Raw genomic sequence first — 16,110 nt, 5'->3', positions numbered from 1 at the left:
GCACTGTTCCCCAGCCTTCACATTCGGAGAATCCGATGAGCAATCCCGTAGACCAGGAATCACCCACCCCACCCGGCGACACCCAGACAGAACCGGAAGCACAAACCGACGAGGCGAACCGCGCCCTGGGGCGCCGCAGCAAGATCCTCGCCTCGGTCCTCATGGCGGCACTCGCCGGCCTTGGGCTCTACGGACTCCTCAGCCCCGACGAACCGGCCGCGCCCGACAAACCCCCCGTGCCGACAGCCGCCGTCACCTACACCGTCAACGGCACAGGCACCGCACAGATCGCCTACCAGAACCCCACCGCCGGCCGCGCGGCCACCGTCATCCGCAGCACCAGCCTGCCCTGGACCAAGACCATCCGCGTGCCCCTCGGCCACAACCCCCGCGTCAGCGTCATCCTCGGCGACGACGGCGGCACCGCCACCTGCACCCTCACCATCCGCAGCCGGCCCGTACAGACCTCCACCACCAACGGCCCCAACGGCCGCGCCCACTGCACCGCCCCCCTCCCCGCCCCCGACCAACCCGCCACCCAAAACTGACAACCCCGACGGAGAACACCCCCACCATGCCCACCACCCCGATAACCCGCCCCAGACCAGCAGCCACCGTCGCCGCCCTCGCACTCACCCTCGGCACGGCCGCCGGCTGCGCCACACCCACCGACGACACCCCCGAAGCCGGCCACGCCCGCACCCTCGAGGTCGACCCCGACCTCACCGCAACCGCACACCCGGGCGGCACCCACAGCCCCAGCCCGAAGGCGAGCACCTCGCACAAGCCCAAGGCGCGAGCGTCCTCCTCTTCCGGCCCGTCGTCCTCGGCCTCCCGCAGCAGCAGCGCGTCCGAGGACGACAGCGCGTCCGGGCAGGCACCCGCCGCACCGAACTTCCCCGTCCCTGTGTCCCTGGGGAACGCCACGCAGGTGATCACGGTCAAGGCATCCGGCTCCTACGCCACCGTCACCGCCTGGTCCAAGACCGGCGCCGGCTGGAAGGCCGCCATCAGCACCAGCGCCGGACGCGTCGGCTCCAACGGCATCGTCGACGGAGCTACACGGCGCCAGAGCACGTACACCACCCCGGCCGGCACCTACACGATCACCGAGGGCTTCGGCCTCGAATCCGGCGGCACCGCCATGCCCTACACCCGCGTCAACTCCACCCTCTGGTGGGTCGAAGACCCCGAATCCAAGTACTACAACTCCATGCACACCGAAGCGGGTGCGGACTTCCCCCTCACCGAGAGCGGCGAACGCGGCAGCGAACACCTCATCAACTACCCCACCCAGTACGCCAAAGCCCTCGTCATCAACTTCAACCGCTGGCCCGCCGTCCCCGGCCGCGGCGCCGGAATCTTCCTCCACATCAACGGCACCGGCGCCACCGCCGGCTGCGTCTCCGTCCCCCGCGCCACCATGAACCAGATCATGGGCTGGATCCAGCCCGGCGCCCATCCCCGTATCGCCATCGGCTGAGGCCAGGACAAGCTGCAGCGCGCCCGGCCTCTTCTTCCCTTCGCGGCTTGCCCGCATTTCCGAGCATTTTCGCCCCATTGGGCCTGTTATTTTCAGGCCCACATCCCGACGGCCGTGCGGGGCGTTGGTGGAATGGGCCGACGGCAACCAGACCTGACCAGCCGCCGGCAGCATCGTTCGCCGGCTCGCCGGAGCCGTTACGTGAGGAACAACCCCCATGCCCACCCCCACGAGCATGACGGCCATCCACTCCACGCTGTCAGAGGACGACACCGGCCTCCCCAGCTTCGGCGAATCTCTGGACGAGGTATGGCGCACCGCCTCCCACCTCATTACCGAGTCCCCGCTCGAGACCCTGGCCGCCCTCGCCCTGGCCTCCGGCACCCTCTACGCGTACCACAAGGCATTCGGCGACGCCGAGTTCAGGGGCGGCGACGGCTTCGCCACCCGCCGCCAGGTGCGGAAGAACTTCGGCCGTCGCGCCCTGCTGAACAAGCGCAGGATCCTCCGCCCCTCCCTGGCCGACACCCCCACCCGTCGCCTCCCCACCACCGAGGTCGGTATCCCCCTGGGCAGGGACAAGAAGACCGGGGTAGAAGTCTTCTCCCCCATCGAGAACTCCAACGGCATCATCTCCCCGCCCGGCGGCGGCAAGACCGCCCTCATGTGCGGCATGATCCTCGACGCCCCCGGCCCGGTCCTGGCCGCGAGCAGCAAGCTCGACCTCTACGAGCAAACCGCCCACCTGCGCGCCGAAGCCGGCCGCGTCCTCGTCTTCAACCCCCAGGCCCTGGGCGGCGACGTCCCCAGCACCCTGGCCTGGGACCCCGTGATCGGCTGCCGCGACCCGGAGGTCGCACTGCGCCGCACCCGCTTCCTCCTGTGGGGCTCCCCCGCAACCAAGGGCCTGAAGGAGGACGACTTCTGGCAGTCGGCCTCCTTCAAAGTCCTCAAGTCCTTCCTCTGGGCCGCGGACATGGAAGGCCTCTCCCTCCTCGACGTAGCCGCCTGGTCGAAAATGCCGACCGAAAGCCCCGCCACACGGATCTACGAGAAGTACGCCCACCTCGCCCCCTTCGGCTGGAAGGAAGACCTCGAGCAGACCCAGGCCTCCGCGAAGGCGGGCTCCACCAGCAAGACGACCACCCTCGACAACGTCTTCCTCACGTTCTCGATGACGTTCCTGTTCCTGTCCGCCCCGCCCATCGTCGACTTCATCCGCTCCGCCCACGGCCCCGCCGGCGGCTTCGACATCGACGCCTTCCTCGACTCGAGGGCCGACACCATCTACCTCCTGGGCCGCGACGCCCAGGGCGCCGGCAGCATCGGCCCGCTGTTCTCGGCCCTGACCGGCGAGGTGTACGAGGCGTCCATGCTCCGCGCCTCAAGGATGCCGGGCCGGCGCAACGACCCGCCCATCCAGTACGACCTTGACGAGGTCGCGGTCATCTGCCCCGTACCCCTCGACAACTGGACCGCCGACGCCCGCGGCCACGGCAACGTCGTCAACTGGGCCGCCCAGGGCCGCGAACAGCTCTACAAACGCTTCGGCAAGGAGACCGGAAAAGCCCTGATGGGCAACTGCACGATGCTGGTCCTCGGCGGCGTGACCGACGACGAGCACCTGGAGAGCCTGTCCAAACTCTGCGGCCGCCGCAAACGCCGCGACCCCACCCACTCCACCTCGGCCGACGGCAGACGCTCGACGAGCTACACGTACCGCGACGAGCCGACCCTGCGCCCGGACGAGATCAAGGACCTGGACAACGGCGAAATCCTGATCGTCAGAGGCAAGATCAAGCCGGTCATCACGCGCTTCACGCCGGTATGGAACCGCAAGGACGTCAAGGCGGCGGAACGGGCCGAACGCCGCGAGGCCCGCGGCGACCGCAGGACACCCTGGCGCCGGCTGACCGCCCACCGCGCCGTAACGGAGCTGACCGACGTCGAGCCGGAGGCATGGACCACGCCCGACGAGCCACCCGTGAACCCGCTGCCGACGCAGGCCGCCCTCCACTCCGCACGTACGACCGAACCCGACCACGAGCCACCACCCACGCCCCCGGAGCCGCCGGTGACCCCCGAACCACCCGCCGCCGAAGCGCCCCCAACACCGCCCCGCGGCCGGAACCTGGGAGCGTTCTGATGGCCCTGACCTCGGAAGAACTCCTGCACCGGCTCATCGAGGACCTGGTCTCCGTACGCACCCGCGTAAAAACCCTCGAGGAAGCCGACGCCTCCACCCGCCTGGACACCCTGACCACCCGAATCGGCACCCTCACCGAACAAATCGCCCACCTCCAGCCCCCCGAGGACAACGACTCCCCCACCCCCGGCGAGGTCCCCGACTGGACCACCATGACCCAGGACCAGACCCGAGCAGCCTGGACCTGGCTCATCGACTGGTGCGCCACCGTCCTCCACCCGATGTACGCGACGGACATCTGGCGCCCCTGCTGGTACGAACACCCCCGCCTACGGATGGAACTCACCTGGCTCGCGGCCCACTGGGACTGGTCCCGCACCCGCAAAGCCCCACCGACCCGCACGGCGGAATGGCACGCCCGCTGGTGGCCCCACGTCGAACAGGTAATGCGCCGCGAACTGGCCAAGTGCGGCCACCCCACGGAGATCCTCCGCGAACCGCTCCACCCCGTGGCCCCGGAGGCGAACCCCACCGAGTTCGTCGACTCGACGGCCAGCCTGCAGGAGTACGTCAACCTGCACGTGAAGCGCCGCCCGGTCAAGGAAGACGAGGCGGAAAGGTGACCGGTCTTTGAGCGACGAATGACCCGCTCAGTCCCACCAAAAGAACCAGGTGCGCGTCGACACCTGAGCAGCGACCTCGGGCGGTCCGCCGATGACCTGGTCGAGATCGGGACAGTAGGCCCAGTGCTCGATCGCGACCTGTGCGGCCTCGGTCGGTGTCACGGGAGGGCGCTCAACCGACAGCAGTACCGAGCTGGTGTCGAGGTAACAGATCTCCGCACCGTACCTGTCGTGCCACTCCCGCAGGACGTTCGCGTGGTCCCGGTAGGACAGGGCTTCCTCGCCGGGGAACGGTACGTGATTCGGCGTGAACGGCGTATCCAGAACCTCCGGGAGGCGGGACGGGTCCTCGGTGGGGACAAGCCAGATCCACCTGGGAGGCTCTGCGAAGAAGGTGGCAAGCGCCGATTCCGCGGAAATCGGTGTCCACGTCCCGGCCGCCGGAATGGCATCCGTGAGTCGCCGGGTCAGATCTTCCAGGTCGCGGGCAGGGCGCCCGCTTCCGTACGACCGCTTGAACCACTGGGCCTCCGCGAGGAGGCTGTTCGCCTGCAGCTCCACCAACCTGTCGATGATCGACTGGCCGGCCTTCTCGTCGTGGCTGTCACCGGGTACGTCCGCCCACTCCCACTGGGTCGGGGAGGTGTGGGTGATGACGGGCCACAACCCGGTGATCTCGTATCGCGCACGAGCGCGTCTCCACAGATCGAGACACTCCCCGGGCTCGCACCGGAAACCGAGAAGCACACCCCCTCTCGGGCTTCGCACCCTTCGTATCTCATCCGCACGCACGCCAAGCTCGGCCGCGAGCGTGTCCATGGAGTCGTCCGGCGTCATTCGTGTCCCTACTGTTTCCGGCACTCAAGCGCAGTGGAGAGGCCACAACCACCCTCCCCCGACATCTCGTACCTGACGCTCTGTCATGGCTCGAGGTCGAACAACGGGATGGTCGGAGGCGGCGGGGCAAGGACCGCGCGCAGGCGGTTGAGGTTGGCTCGCCACTGCTTCCCCCTTGTCGGGTCGATCCAGTTCGAGGTCGGGCCGTCCTCGTCGTGGATGACCCGGTCGAGGGCCTCGTCCGCGAGCATCCGAAGGTCGGAGGGGAATGCGGGCATGGGCGTTTCCGGCCCGTAGGGCGTGGCGATCGGGTCGCCGCCCGGGCACTGCGCCGCGATCAGGGCGGCGGCGGCCACCGCTTTTTCCGGCTCCGTGAGCCAGTCGACGGCGTCGATGTCGATGGTGCGCGTGAGGATGGCGCGGATCATGGGCTCACGTTCCTCGGACTTTGCATCGTCGAGGTCGTTGGCGAAGTCCGCGGCCGTGTCGTTGTCAAAGGGGCCGGTGTCCCAGGTGCCCATGGTGATCTCCTTGTGCGGCAGCACCGGGATCTTCGCATGCGCCTCGCCGTCGGATGGGGCCAGCATGTTAGCGGTAAGGGCGCCCTTGGGAGGCGCCGCCCGCTCCCCTGCCGTGTCGCCGGTCCCACGGTCCGTCAGTACGAAAACCTACTCGCCGAGTCCCGTGCCACGCCCAGAAGTTGATGTCCGGTCGCAGATATCTCCGGGTACGACGCCTCTTCGACCTGCGGTGCCCGGACTTGAGTGAGACACCCAGCGCGCCCTGCGTCCAGGAGAAGTCCAGGCAGTCGTTCGTGCGCGGGTCGGGTCGGAACAGTCGCCGCGCTCGCGACCAGCGCGAATGCCGAGAGGTGCCCGGACTTGTGCGGGACACCCGGCCAGATGCCCGGAGATCTTTGAGACTGCCCGGACATCACGGAGACCGGACAGTTGACCCCATCTCCCGCCTGCCAAGGTTTGCCCGGGCATCCGCCGACACGCCGAAGTTACCTTACATGCATGTTGCGCAAGATTTTGATCTACGTTGTTAGTAAGCTTCGCGCATGAGCACTCCCGCATCAGGCGACCCCGAGAAGGTCGTATCCAAACTTCCCCCGGCCCTGCGCCAGGAGCTGAAGGTCCGCACCGCCCAGCTGAGCCTGGACATCAAGGACGCCGTCACGGCCGGGATCGCCGACTGGTGCCGGCTGGCCTCCACTCAGTCCCTCTCCCCCATCGACACCTCCGGCGCCGAGTCCTTCGCCACCTGGCTGCCGCCCGGACAGTGGGCCGAGTTCCGCACCGTGTGCAACGACCGCGGACTGCCGCTGGTCCAAGGGCTCTCCCAGTCCGTACGGCTGTGGCTGGACACCACCCCGCCCCCGTCGGTCAGGCGGCCTGCCGTGGTACGCCGGATCGTGGTGTGCAACCAGAAGGGCGGGGTCGGCAAGACCGCCATCACCGCCGGTCTGGGCGAGGCGCTGGCCGAGGGTCAGAACGAGCTGTTCCCGGTACGGATCTCCCGGCAGCACGCGCAGTTCCTGCAGGACGCGCAGCTCACCGAGGGCCGTGACGCCATGGCTATCGAAGACCTGCCCGGTCTTGGACAGCGCGTTCTCCTGGTGGACTTCGACCCGCAGAGCCACCTCACCAAACAGCTCGGCCTCTCCCCCATCCCGATCGGCGAGGACAGCCTCACCCTGCACATGGCCGGGGAGGCCAAGGGACCGATCCAGGACCTCGTCGTACCCGTCGACGCGCCCCTCTTCGACAGGCGGCTGCACCTGCTGCCGGCGTGCACCGACGCCTTCCTGCTCGACGTACGGCTGTCCTCCGTCCGCGCCCGCGAGGGTGCGCTGGAGCGGGCACTGGCACCGCTGGAGTCCGAGTACGACGTCATCATCATCGACTGCCCGCCCAGCCTGGGGCTGAGCATGGACGCCGCGGTGTTCTACGGGCGGCGGCGCGAGGGCGAGCAGCCCGGGGCGTCGGGTGCGCTGATCGTGGTGCAGGCGGAGGATTCCTCCGCCGACGCGTACGACATGCTCACCGCGCAGATCACGGACCTGCGGGACGACTTGACGCTGACGGTCGACTACCTCGGTATCGCCGTCAATCTCTACGACGGGCGTCGCGGGTACATCGCCACGTCCTCGCTGCAGGAGTGGATGGACATAAAGGATCCCCGGGTGGTCGGTGTCATCTCGGACCTGAAGGAGCAGAAGGAGGCCGTCCGGCTGAAGCAGCCGCTGCTCGCCTACGCCCCCAAGAGCGACCAGGCGGTCGCCCTGCGCGCGCTCGCGAGGGAGCTGTCATGAGCAAGAAGTCCGAGCTGCTGGGCAAGTCCGCGTCCTTCGCCCGTGCCCAACCCGTCAGTTCCCGCCGGGCAGCCATCGCCGCGGCCACGGGTGTCCCCACCCAGGGAGTGGAACCCCCGAGCAGAATCAAGCGGACACAGCTGGCGCACAACCCTTTCAACGTCCGGGAAGCACTCACCGACCTGGAGGAGACCGCTGCCTCCCTGCGTGAGAAGGGCCAGCTGCAGCCGCTCGCGGTCGTCACCCGGCAGGCTTTCCTCGCCGTCCACCCTGGCCAGGAAGAGGTCATCGGGTCGGCCCTGTACGTCGTCATCGACGGCAACCGGCGCCTCGCCGCAAGCGGGCTGGCCGACCTGGACGAGATGCTGATCTTCGTCAACGACGACCTGGCGGTCAGTTCGGCGGACATCGTCGAGTCGGCGCTGATCGCGAACATCCACCGGGTGGATGTGCCCCCCATCGACCAGGCCAAGGCTGTCCAGGAACTCCTGGAGAAGCACAAGACACAGGCGACCGTCGCCAGGCGTCTCGGCAAGACCGAGGCGTGGGTATCGCAGCGCCTCGCGCTGCTCAACCTGACTCCGGAACTGCAGGAAAAGGTCGAGACCGGCGAGCTGAAGGTCAAGTCGGCCCGCACGATCGGTCGTATGCCGAGGGAGAAGCAGGAGGCGGCCGCCCAGGAGGCCCTTAACCGGGTTAAGGCCCCCCGCAAGCCTCGCAGTGCCGCAGCACCACAAACCGATCCGACCCCTTCGGCCGATCTCCCCGACGCGGTTGCCGAGGTGTCCGTACCCGGCCAACCCACGGACAGCTCCGAGACCCCCTCGCCGCGTCTTAACCCGGTTAAGGCCGCCGAAGGCGGATCGGCACCACTCACCGAGGAAGCCCTCGCTGCTCTCCCCTGGGGAGACCCGTCGTGGTTCGCCGATCAGCTGAAGACCCGCATGGGCATCGAGGACCGAGCGAAGCTGGCGTTCCTCCTCCACGAGGCCCAGTGATCAAGAACTGAGGGGAGGGTCTTAACCCGGTTAAGGCCCTCCCCTGTACTTGCTGGCCGCTGGGTCTTAACCGGGTTAAGACCCACGGCGGCCTGATACGCGCGATAGCCCGCACCCTGAGATGCGGGGAGGCCGCCCCGAACTCAGGTCCTCAGCGGTGGAGAAGTCGATTCGGCCGGCTCCTTCCCCGGCATCTCACCGGCCGTCGCCAACCATGGCATCCGGTGTACGAGGACCTCGCGCAGCCGTGTGAGCGCTGTGATCCTCTCCCCCAGCTCGGCCACCCGTTGTGCGCCGACGACGTAGCCGTCGGCGCATTCGGTCGGCCTGTACCCGGATCAACGTCTCGGGTGCCGGTGTCTGGTCCCGGTTCGGGGTGCACTACGGCGAGGCAAGGGGTCCGTCTCGGGCAGACATCGCGTGCTCCCGCTCCAGCCAGGGCCGTTAATACCTGCCGACTCCCGGGGCCCGTCGGGCCCCCCTTCGCGGGGGAGTGCCGACGTAGTCCTTGGGGGTACGGGGGAGGGCTCAGCTTCGGATCCAGAGGGACCACGGCTGGCTGTCCGTCTGGCCGCGGAGCCACATCGTGGCGTGCTGCACGCCGTTGGCGTACGTCTGGCGGTGGGGATCGGCTCCGAAGCGGAGCTCCTCGTACGCTGCGTCGTCCTCGCGGGCGAGGTCTGTGGGGGAGGGGTGACCGGTGCTGGGCCGGTGGGTGATCGGGCTGTGGTCGCGGGTGCCGAGCGACCATTCGTAGGTGTCGAGGACGCCCTGGTCCCAGTGCTGGAGTTCCCAGCCGCGGTCGTTCACCGCGTAGAGGATGTTGTCGCGGATCTCGGTGATCTCGGCCAGGTGGCGCTTGCCGATCATCGGCTCACCCAAATGTGGGTGACTCTCCTCGGGTAGCACGTCGTCCTCCCTACATCTCGATCTCGAGGTCCAGCACCGGGGGAGTGGGGGCTGGTTCTGCGGGGTGATTCCACTCGTGGGGCCGGTCGGCGTCGTGATCCGCTCGGTGGGCGAAGCCGTCGTCTCGACGGGCTCGGTCGGTCTCTTCGTCGCGGGCCGGGTGCTCGGTCCGGGCTCGGGCCCGCTCGGTGAGGCTTCGGTGAGCTTCTCGGGCGCGCTCGAGGTGGAGGTCGATGTCCGCTTCGATGGAGTACCGACGCGCTTCCGGGGTGGGGGGCCGGGTGGGCTCGCCCGGGTCGGTCGGGTTGCGGCGTTGTAGTTCCAGGCGGGCGTGCGCGGCTTCTTCGCGGACCTGCTGTGTCTCGTTCCACCACCGCTCGCGGACCTCGTTGATCTCGCGGAGCTTCTCCTCACGAGTGGCCATGGTGTCGGCGATTGCCCGGGATACGTGGGCGCGTTCCTCGATTTCTCGGTGCCGGGCGCTGGGCTCGATCGAGGCCTGCAGGGTGGGAGCCTGCTGGAGGGACAACACCTGGGCGAGGGCCTGCTCCTCACGGGTCCCACCCCGTGGGGTCTGGGTCGCGGCGGCGGCGCGGGTGACTCGTTCGGTGTGGTCGGCGGTCTCCCGCTCTGCCAGCTCGCGGGCGTTGAGGTCCAGCTGCGTGGCTTGCACGCGGTAGTCCCGGCCGGCCAGGGCGGCTCGCTCGAGGTCGTCGGCGACGTACGCGGGAGCCCATGCCTGCTCGCGGTCCCAGCGCTCGACGCTCCCGCGCAGGGTCTGGTCCAAGGCGCGAGTGATGTCGGCCTGGTCCTCGGGGACGCCCAGGGCGAGGCGTGCCCGCTCCCAGTCGGCACGGGCCTCGACGGCGCCGGGCGGTGGGGCGGAGCCGATCGCGTCGTGATCCTGGTGGTAGCCGTGCGCCTCGCGGTACCGCTCGACGCGGCCGGCGCGCTGCTCCCAGTCGGCACGGCCCATCGCGTCGCGGGGGACTGGGCCGAGGCGGTCCAGCGCCCACGCGGGAGGCTCTTCGGCCAGCCGGACGCCCAGGACTTCGGTGCGGGCGTCCATCTGCGCGGCCCAGCCGCGCATGGCCCGGCCCAGGTCGCCGTCGATCTCGGGCGTGCGGGACAGGTAGGAGTCGGTGAGCTCCATCCGCTCGGCGCGCCCGGCCGCTTGCCGGTGGCGGACCTCGACGTCCTGGTTGGCGTGGGCGACGGGGAGCTGCTGCATGTCGAGGGCCTGGGCAAGCAGGTCTCCGGCGTACGGGTGCAGGCCGTCGGCCGTCGGCGAGGGGGCGGTGGGGGAGTGGGAGGTCTTAACCGGGTTAAGGGTTTCCGGCAGCTGTACCCGGCCGATCACCGTGGTGATGGCCTGCTCCTGGGCCCGTACGGCAGCGCGCTGTTCGGAGCGTTCGGCGCGGATCTGGTCCTGCTCGGCCAGTTGGTACGCCTTCTTCAGGCGGTAGTGCAGCACCTTGCTGTACGAGTCGGCGGTGTGCAGTTCGCGGGAGCGGGCGGTACGGACGAGGAGGTTCTCCGCGTCGAAACCCTGCTCCTCGACTTCGCGGGCCAGGCGCAGCAGGGTCGGGTACTCCTTCTCCGCCGTGAGTCGGCGGTACTCGCCGGCGCCCAAGGCCTCGTACAGGGCGCGGCCGTAACGCTCGGCGGCCACCTGGTCCTTCACGTTCGACCAGATCGGCTCCACCGCGGCGAGGTGGGAGGCGCGCTCCTGCTCGTCGCGGATGTGCTGACCGGCGGACGGCTCCAGGCCGCTGCGCTCCAGTACCCGGGTGAGCACGGCCAGGTGATGCGGGGCTTCCGCCGCGTGGGGCGCGCCGTCGGTCATGACGTACGCCTCGTTGCGGGCCGTACCGCGTGAGAGGGAGACGTACAACTCCTCCCGCGTCGAAGACGGGCCGATCAGGGAGTGACCGCAGCCAACAGTGCGACCCTCGGACGCGTGCACGGTGCTCGCGTAGGCGAGTTCGACATGGGCCCGTACGTACGAGGCGGGCAGGTGGAGGTCGGCGCCGTCGTCCAGGCGTACGGCCAGGGAGCCGTACGGGCCGACGGAGGTCACGGTGGCGGTGAGCCGGTTCACCGCGTACGTACCACCGTCGCCGAGGATCGAGCGGTCGTTCCGGCGCATCTGGATGATGTCACCGCAGCCGGCCCGGGTCTCAACGCCGTAGTCGCGGCCGGTGTGGAGCTCGACGCCCTCCTCGCCGACGCGTCCGGCGCGTACCAGGTCCGCCCGTGCTCGAGCGGACAGTTCGGCGGCGGTCTCGTTGTCGCCGACGATGAGGAGGGGGTTACGGCCCTCCAGGTGGTCCGTCAGCCAGCCCTGGTAGGCGCGCGCCTTCATCTCCTCCGCGGAGCCGCCGCGGAGTCGTCCGTTGGTCTGGTACGCGGCCAGCGCGTCGGCGTCGCCCGCGCGCAGCTTGAGGGAGGCCTCCGCCTCCCACCGGCGAACCGTCTGTTCCCCGGTGCCGGGATCGACGTCGCGGAAGCGGCGGACCTCGTCGAAGACGTGCACTCCGGGCATGGACCGTACGAGATCGGCGAACATCCCGCCGGCGCCCGGGGATCCGAGCTGGGCCGGGTCGCCGGACAGCAACAGCTTGGCGCCGGCCCGGTCGCACAGGGCTCGTACGTTGTCGAGGTGCTGGCGGGTCGTGGCCATGCTCGCCTCGTCGACGATCACGAGCTGGCCAGGGCGGATCCGGTACAGGTCCGCGTCGGCGAGCTGGGCTCCGTCAGCCAGGGCCCGGTTGGTGTGCACCAGCATGTCAATGTTGGCGACGTTGCTGATGCCCTCCTCCTTGAGGACATCGGCGGCCCGCTGGCTGCCGGCCAGGCCGATGACCCGCCCGCCGTTGGCCTCCCAGACCTCGGTGAGGGCGGACACCGTGTAGGACTTCCCTGCCCCGGCGGGAGCGACGAGGAAGTCGACCATGCGGCCGGAGATGGCGGCCTGGCGCAGGAAAGCGGCCTGTTCGCCCTCCAGACCACGGCGCTCCACGACCTCCTCGACCAGCCCGTACGGAACGGTCGGAGCACCGCGCCGGCCCGCGAACTCCCGTAGCCGCTCCTCGGCCTCGAGGTGCTCCTCGGTGACGTAACGGGTCGTGGTCTGCGGCGGAGGCTCGTACACGAACGAGCCGTCCGCTCGCTGCAGCTCGACCGGGATCTCGACCGCCCGCGGGGGAGCCGTGCTGACGACGCGGTGGCCCGTACCGGGGGAGAGGGCCTCGTCGGCGAGGCGGTCCAGCAGGGCCCGGGTCTGGTGGCGGTCCAGGCCACCGAGTGTGTCGGGGAGCTCCTTGTCCAGCGCTACGAGGAGGTCCGGGCGGGTCCAGGTGGCCTTCGCCTCCTGCACTCGGGCGATCGCGCGGGCCTGGACGCGCCGCGGGTCGAAGCCGTCGTACGGCTGGTGGTAGGCGCGCTCGGCGGAGGTGGCGGCGACCTGCTCGGGCACGGTCGCCAGGGACTCGCACAGCGCGGCCTTGCCGGCACGCTCCCACCGCTCGAGCAGCTGCTCGCGGGGCACCGCGTCGTGCCGCTTGGCCTGGCGCTGCTCGAGGGTGACGAACTCCGACATGCGGGCCAGGGCGTAGGGGCCGGGGCGGTGGCCGTGGCGTGCCTCGTACGCCTGGGCCAGCTGCTCGACGCCGTGGACGATGCCGTGGCGGCGGGTGGAGAACTGGGCGCGCATCTCGGGGGCGATGCCGACGATCTCCCGGACCTTGCCGTCCGGGCGCATCTCGACGCGGACGGCCATGCGGTGCTCCAGGGCCTCGGTGGCTACGCGTTCGGCGAGGTGGCCGGCGGCTTGCTTGTGCTTGAAGAGGCCGCGGCTGTCCACCGCCCGCCAGACGGTGGTCCGCTCGCGCGTGACCGGGTCGAGGTCGGTGGTCTTGACCTGGCGGTTGATGGGGACGTGGACGTGGAGCTGGGGGTCGTCGTTGCGGGAGGTGTGCTGGCGGAAGGCGGCGCCGGTGAAGCCTTCGGCTTTGACGTAGCGGCCGGTGGTCTGGCCGTTGACGCGTTCGCCGTGGTGGCCGGCTCGGGCGTAGCCAGCTTGGTCCTCCAGGTACTCGACGCCGGCCCTGACGCCCTCCATCCAGCAGTCCCAGACCTGGTCCGCCTGGCGGGCGTAGTGGTCGGCTCCCTCCGGGTCCCCGGCTTCGCGGGCTTCGGCGGCTTTGACCTGGAGGGAGGCGTGGTAGACGGACCAGGACTTGGGGGCGGAGAACGTGAGGTCGTAGTAGCGGGTGGAGCCGGGGAGGTCTTTGCGGACCTGCAGCTCGATCTGCTTGAGCTGCTCGGGGGCGAGCTCCCCGCCGACCTGCTCGCGGGCCTTGTCCACCGCGGCGGCGAACCGCTTGTCGAAGGTTCGCTCGAAGCTCTTGGGCGCGTTGCCGAGGCGGGCTTCCTTGCGGATGCGCTTCGCCTCCGCGTCGTAGGCGGGGGAGTGGGGGTCGTGGGGGATGGCGGCTAAGGCCGCGGTCATCGCGTCGCGGCGGCGGGGGTCGGTGAAGTCCGTGAAGAGGTCGGTGAAGACGTCAGCGTCGATCTCCGCGCCGGGCTCGAGGCCGAGCTCAGCGCAGCCGCGGCCGATCCAGATGCCTGGGGGTTCGCCTGCCTGGTCGATTGAGCGGAGGTAGTAGTGCTCGGCGCCCTGGCCTACGGCCTTGGTCAGGTAGGTGGGGTCACTACCGGCGCTGAGTGACAGCATGTAGCTCAGCGTAATGGAAATTCAAGATCAAAGAGCGGCCGTTGGATCGTGATGCCTTGGTGTGTTGCGTTATTGGTCGATACAGGCGGGTGGCGGAGAGTGAGAGGAAGGGGTCGCTACTCGTGTCCCGGAGGGAGGAATTCCCTTACGTGAGAGAGCAGTGGTGTTCGGGCGGCATGGCGGTGAAGGGCGCACCTGGACCGGGCCGCGCTGGCGCTGCAGGCGCACGGGACACCTCCGCTCGCGCGGAGAGCAGATGGGCGCCGTCGTGCAACTCCTGCCGGCATTCGGGACACCTCCGCTCGCGCGGAGAGCAGGGACACGCCGGGCATACCCGCCCCCGGGTGAGCGGGACACCTCCGCTCGCGCGGAGAGCAGTGCACAGCGGCCCGCAACTCCTGGAACGCCGGCGGGACACCTCCGCTCGCGCGGAGAGCAGTTCGAGGAGGACCTGGACGCCCGTCGCGAAGCCGGGACACCTCCGCTCGCGCGGAGAGCAGGCCTCGATGCTGATCGGCACGAAGCCGTCGGCCGGGACACCTCCGCTCGCACGGAGAGCAGTCGGCGTCGTGCAGGACCGCATCGAGACGAAGCGGGACACCTCCGCTCGCGCGGAGAGCAGCGGCGCCCGTCCGGCCCAGACAGGGCCAGAACCGGGACACCTCCGCTCGCGCGGAGAGCAGTTCGTGAAGCGGTCCACGGTCGAGTCCCGCGGCGGGACACCTCCGCTCGCGCGGAGAGCAGGACCCCGTCGTGGTGAGCCGCCGCCTGGCCGCCGGGACACCTCCGCTCGCGCGGAGAGCAGCCCGGCGTGACCGGATCCAGGATCTGCACGGACGGGACACCTCCGCTCGCACGGAGAGCAGTTCTCCAGATCCTGGAGCCGCTCCGTCTCCGTCGGGACACCTCCGCTCGCGCGGAGAGCAGATGTCCCGCTGCGTGAACTTGCGGTCCACCCACTGGGACACCTCCGCTCGCGCGGAGAGCAGGCGTGGACCCGGGCCGAGGCCCTGGCCTACGGCGGGACACCTCCGCTCGCGCGGAGAGCAGGCACCGGAGGGCTCCGTCATGGTGCATGCCGACGGGACACCTCCGCTCGCGCGGAGAGCAGCGCAGCCATCAGACACCAGCGGTGAGCACGGGCGGGACACCTCCGCTCGCGCGGAGAGCAGCGTCGGCCGCCAGTGGCACGCCGACCGCATCGAGGGACACCTCCGCTCGCGCGGAGAGCAGTTGTACGGGGGCTTCTGCAGTACCGCGGCGAGCGGGACACCTCCGCTCGCGCGGAGAGCAGCTCTCGGCCAAGCGCGACACCAGCTCGGTCACCGGGACACCTCCGCTCGCGCGGAGAGCAGATCCACTCCACGGGGAATCCGATCTGGCGCAGCGGGACACCTCCGCTCGCGCGGAGAGCAGACGGCCGAACTGATGGCACGACCGGCCGCATCCGGGACACCTCCGCTCGCGCGGAGAGCAGTTCCGTATCGGGCAGGCTGGTCATGACAGTTCCGGGACACCTCCGCTCGCGCGGAGAGCAGTACCGGACGCAGGAGGAGTTCGACGCCCGGGTCGGGACACCTCCGCTCGCGCGGAGAGCAGGAACGTGAACGGCGTCGTCATCGGCCGACCTCCGGGACACCTCCGCTCGCGCGGAGAGCAGGCGCGGTCCATCGCGTCCGCCGCAGGCACAGGCGGGACACCTCCGCTCGCGCGGAGAGCAGGCTTCGCCACCTGCGGTTCTAGGAGGACTTTACCTCCTCTTGACCAACCGCCAGTCGCTGGAACGCAACCAGGGTCAGGCCATCGAAGTCCATGGGCACCCGGCGTTGCGGGCCGGCGGTATGGAGGGTGAAGCCCTGTTCGTTTGCTGCTGGGTAGGCGAGGACTGCGCTGCCTTCCTTGATTGCGGCGGTGAGCGCGTTCCAGAGCTCCGTGCGGACGCGGGCCGAGATCGTCCCGACGTAGAGCGTGGGGGTGACTTCCAGAAGCCAGCGGGAGAGCGCGCCGCGGAGGTGGTCCGGGACTGCGGTGGCGGAGATGACTGTCATCGCGGGCATGG

The 16,110-nt window shown here is 69.7% G+C and carries 11 protein-coding genes and 1 CRISPR repeat array; of the genes, 6 read left to right on the top strand and 5 right to left on the bottom strand.

Annotated elements, in window-relative coordinates:
• Positions 1–35: 35 nt before the first annotated feature.
• The 4 genes from SRB5_RS26805 to SRB5_RS26790 all read left to right on the top strand — a co-directional run bounded on the left by SRB5_RS26805 (position 36) and on the right by SRB5_RS26790 (position 4,252).
• Positions 36–548: a hypothetical protein gene (locus SRB5_RS26805; RefSeq protein ID WP_228390469.1), complete on the top strand. Its 513-nt coding sequence runs from the start codon at positions 36–38 to the stop codon at positions 546–548.
• Positions 549–574: 26 nt separating this feature from the next.
• Entirely contained in the window at positions 575–1,483 is a 909-nt protein-coding gene (locus tag SRB5_RS26800) for a L,D-transpeptidase family protein (protein WP_153456006.1), read from the top strand.
• A gap of 217 nt (positions 1,484–1,700) precedes the next feature.
• Positions 1,701–3,629, top strand: coding sequence for a type IV secretory system conjugative DNA transfer family protein (locus SRB5_RS26795; RefSeq protein ID WP_153456005.1), 1,929 nt, complete (start codon positions 1,701–1,703; stop codon positions 3,627–3,629).
• Positions 3,629–4,252, top strand: a complete 624-nt coding sequence (locus SRB5_RS26790; protein ID WP_153456004.1) for a hypothetical protein — start codon at positions 3,629–3,631, stop codon at positions 4,250–4,252. Before SRB5_RS26795 ends, SRB5_RS26790 begins: the two co-directional genes overlap by 1 nt.
• Positions 4,253–4,279: 27 nt before the next feature.
• On the opposite strand, the gene SRB5_RS26785 is transcribed toward SRB5_RS26790, so the two are convergent.
• Positions 4,280–5,089 (bottom strand): DUF4253 domain-containing protein, encoded by an 810-nt coding sequence (locus tag SRB5_RS26785; RefSeq protein WP_228390468.1) that lies wholly within the window; start codon positions 5,087–5,089, stop codon positions 4,280–4,282.
• An 83-nt stretch (positions 5,090–5,172) separates the two neighbouring features.
• Positions 5,173–5,610 carry a DUF4259 domain-containing protein gene (locus tag SRB5_RS26780; RefSeq protein WP_153456026.1) on the bottom strand — a complete coding sequence of 146 codons (438 nt, stop codon included), beginning with the start codon at positions 5,608–5,610 and terminating at the stop codon, positions 5,173–5,175.
• A gap of 542 nt (positions 5,611–6,152) precedes the next feature.
• On the opposite strand from SRB5_RS26780, the gene SRB5_RS26775 reads away from it, so the two are divergent.
• Together SRB5_RS26775 and SRB5_RS26770 are read left to right on the top strand one after the other, a co-directional pair.
• Positions 6,153–7,406, top strand: coding sequence for a ParA family protein (locus SRB5_RS26775; RefSeq protein ID WP_153456003.1), 1,254 nt, complete (start codon positions 6,153–6,155; stop codon positions 7,404–7,406).
• Positions 7,403–8,404 carry a ParB/RepB/Spo0J family partition protein gene (locus SRB5_RS26770; protein WP_153456002.1) on the top strand — a complete coding sequence of 334 codons (1,002 nt, stop codon included), beginning with the start codon at positions 7,403–7,405 and terminating at the stop codon, positions 8,402–8,404. Before SRB5_RS26775 ends, SRB5_RS26770 begins: the two co-directional genes overlap by 4 nt.
• 528 nt (positions 8,405–8,932) lie before the next feature.
• Here SRB5_RS26770 and SRB5_RS26765 read toward each other — a convergent pair.
• From SRB5_RS26765 to cas2e, 3 genes are all read right to left on the bottom strand, one after another.
• The gene (locus tag SRB5_RS26765) at positions 8,933–9,274 is read right to left on the bottom strand and encodes a hypothetical protein (protein ID WP_194293038.1); all 342 of its coding nucleotides are present in this window, start codon (positions 9,272–9,274) and stop codon (positions 8,933–8,935) included.
• A 49-nt stretch (positions 9,275–9,323) separates the two neighbouring features.
• Positions 9,324–14,051, bottom strand: a complete 4,728-nt coding sequence (gene mobF, locus SRB5_RS37235; protein ID WP_153456000.1) for a MobF family relaxase — start codon at positions 14,049–14,051, stop codon at positions 9,324–9,326.
• A 227-nt stretch (positions 14,052–14,278) separates the two neighbouring features.
• A CRISPR array of direct repeats spans positions 14,279–15,772; the repeat unit is 29 nt; unit sequence CGGGACACCTCCGCTCGCGCGGAGAGCAG.
• Positions 15,773–15,790: 18 nt separating this feature from the next.
• Positions 15,791–16,108: a type I-E CRISPR-associated endoribonuclease Cas2e gene (gene cas2e, locus SRB5_RS26755; protein ID WP_153455999.1), complete on the bottom strand. Its 318-nt coding sequence runs from the start codon at positions 16,106–16,108 to the stop codon at positions 15,791–15,793.
• Positions 16,109–16,110: the final 2 nt, after the last annotated feature.

The organism is Streptomyces smaragdinus, from assembly GCF_009604385.1.
GTDB lineage: Bacteria > Actinomycetota > Actinomycetes > Streptomycetales > Streptomycetaceae > Streptomyces > Streptomyces smaragdinus.
The sequence above is the reverse complement of the archived record's forward strand: the minus strand, read 5'-3'. Positions and strand labels throughout refer to the sequence as shown.

What these genes read in the sequence shown, in the direction of transcription:
- cas2e (WP_153455999.1), bottom strand. Translation starts at nt 16,108, where the DNA reads ATGCCCGCGATGACAGTCATCTCCGCCACCGCAGTCCCGGACCACCTC.
- SRB5_RS26780 (WP_153456026.1), bottom strand. Translation starts at nt 5,610, where the DNA reads ATGGGCACCTGGGACACCGGCCCCTTTGACAACGACACGGCCGCGGAC.
- SRB5_RS26770 (WP_153456002.1), top strand. Translation starts at nt 7,403, where the DNA reads ATGAGCAAGAAGTCCGAGCTGCTGGGCAAGTCCGCGTCCTTCGCCCGT.
- SRB5_RS26795 (WP_153456005.1), top strand. Translation starts at nt 1,701, where the DNA reads ATGCCCACCCCCACGAGCATGACGGCCATCCACTCCACGCTGTCAGAG.
- SRB5_RS26800 (WP_153456006.1), top strand. Translation starts at nt 575, where the DNA reads ATGCCCACCACCCCGATAACCCGCCCCAGACCAGCAGCCACCGTCGCC.
- SRB5_RS26765 (WP_194293038.1), bottom strand. Translation starts at nt 9,274, where the DNA reads ATGATCGGCAAGCGCCACCTGGCCGAGATCACCGAGATCCGCGACAAC.
- SRB5_RS26790 (WP_153456004.1), top strand. Translation starts at nt 3,629, where the DNA reads ATGGCCCTGACCTCGGAAGAACTCCTGCACCGGCTCATCGAGGACCTG.
- mobF (WP_153456000.1), bottom strand. Translation starts at nt 14,051, where the DNA reads ATGCTGTCACTCAGCGCCGGTAGTGACCCCACCTACCTGACCAAGGCC.
- SRB5_RS26785 (WP_228390468.1), bottom strand. Translation starts at nt 5,089, where the DNA reads ATGACGCCGGACGACTCCATGGACACGCTCGCGGCCGAGCTTGGCGTG.
- SRB5_RS26775 (WP_153456003.1), top strand. Translation starts at nt 6,153, where the DNA reads ATGAGCACTCCCGCATCAGGCGACCCCGAGAAGGTCGTATCCAAACTT.
- SRB5_RS26805 (WP_228390469.1), top strand. Translation starts at nt 36, where the DNA reads ATGAGCAATCCCGTAGACCAGGAATCACCCACCCCACCCGGCGACACC.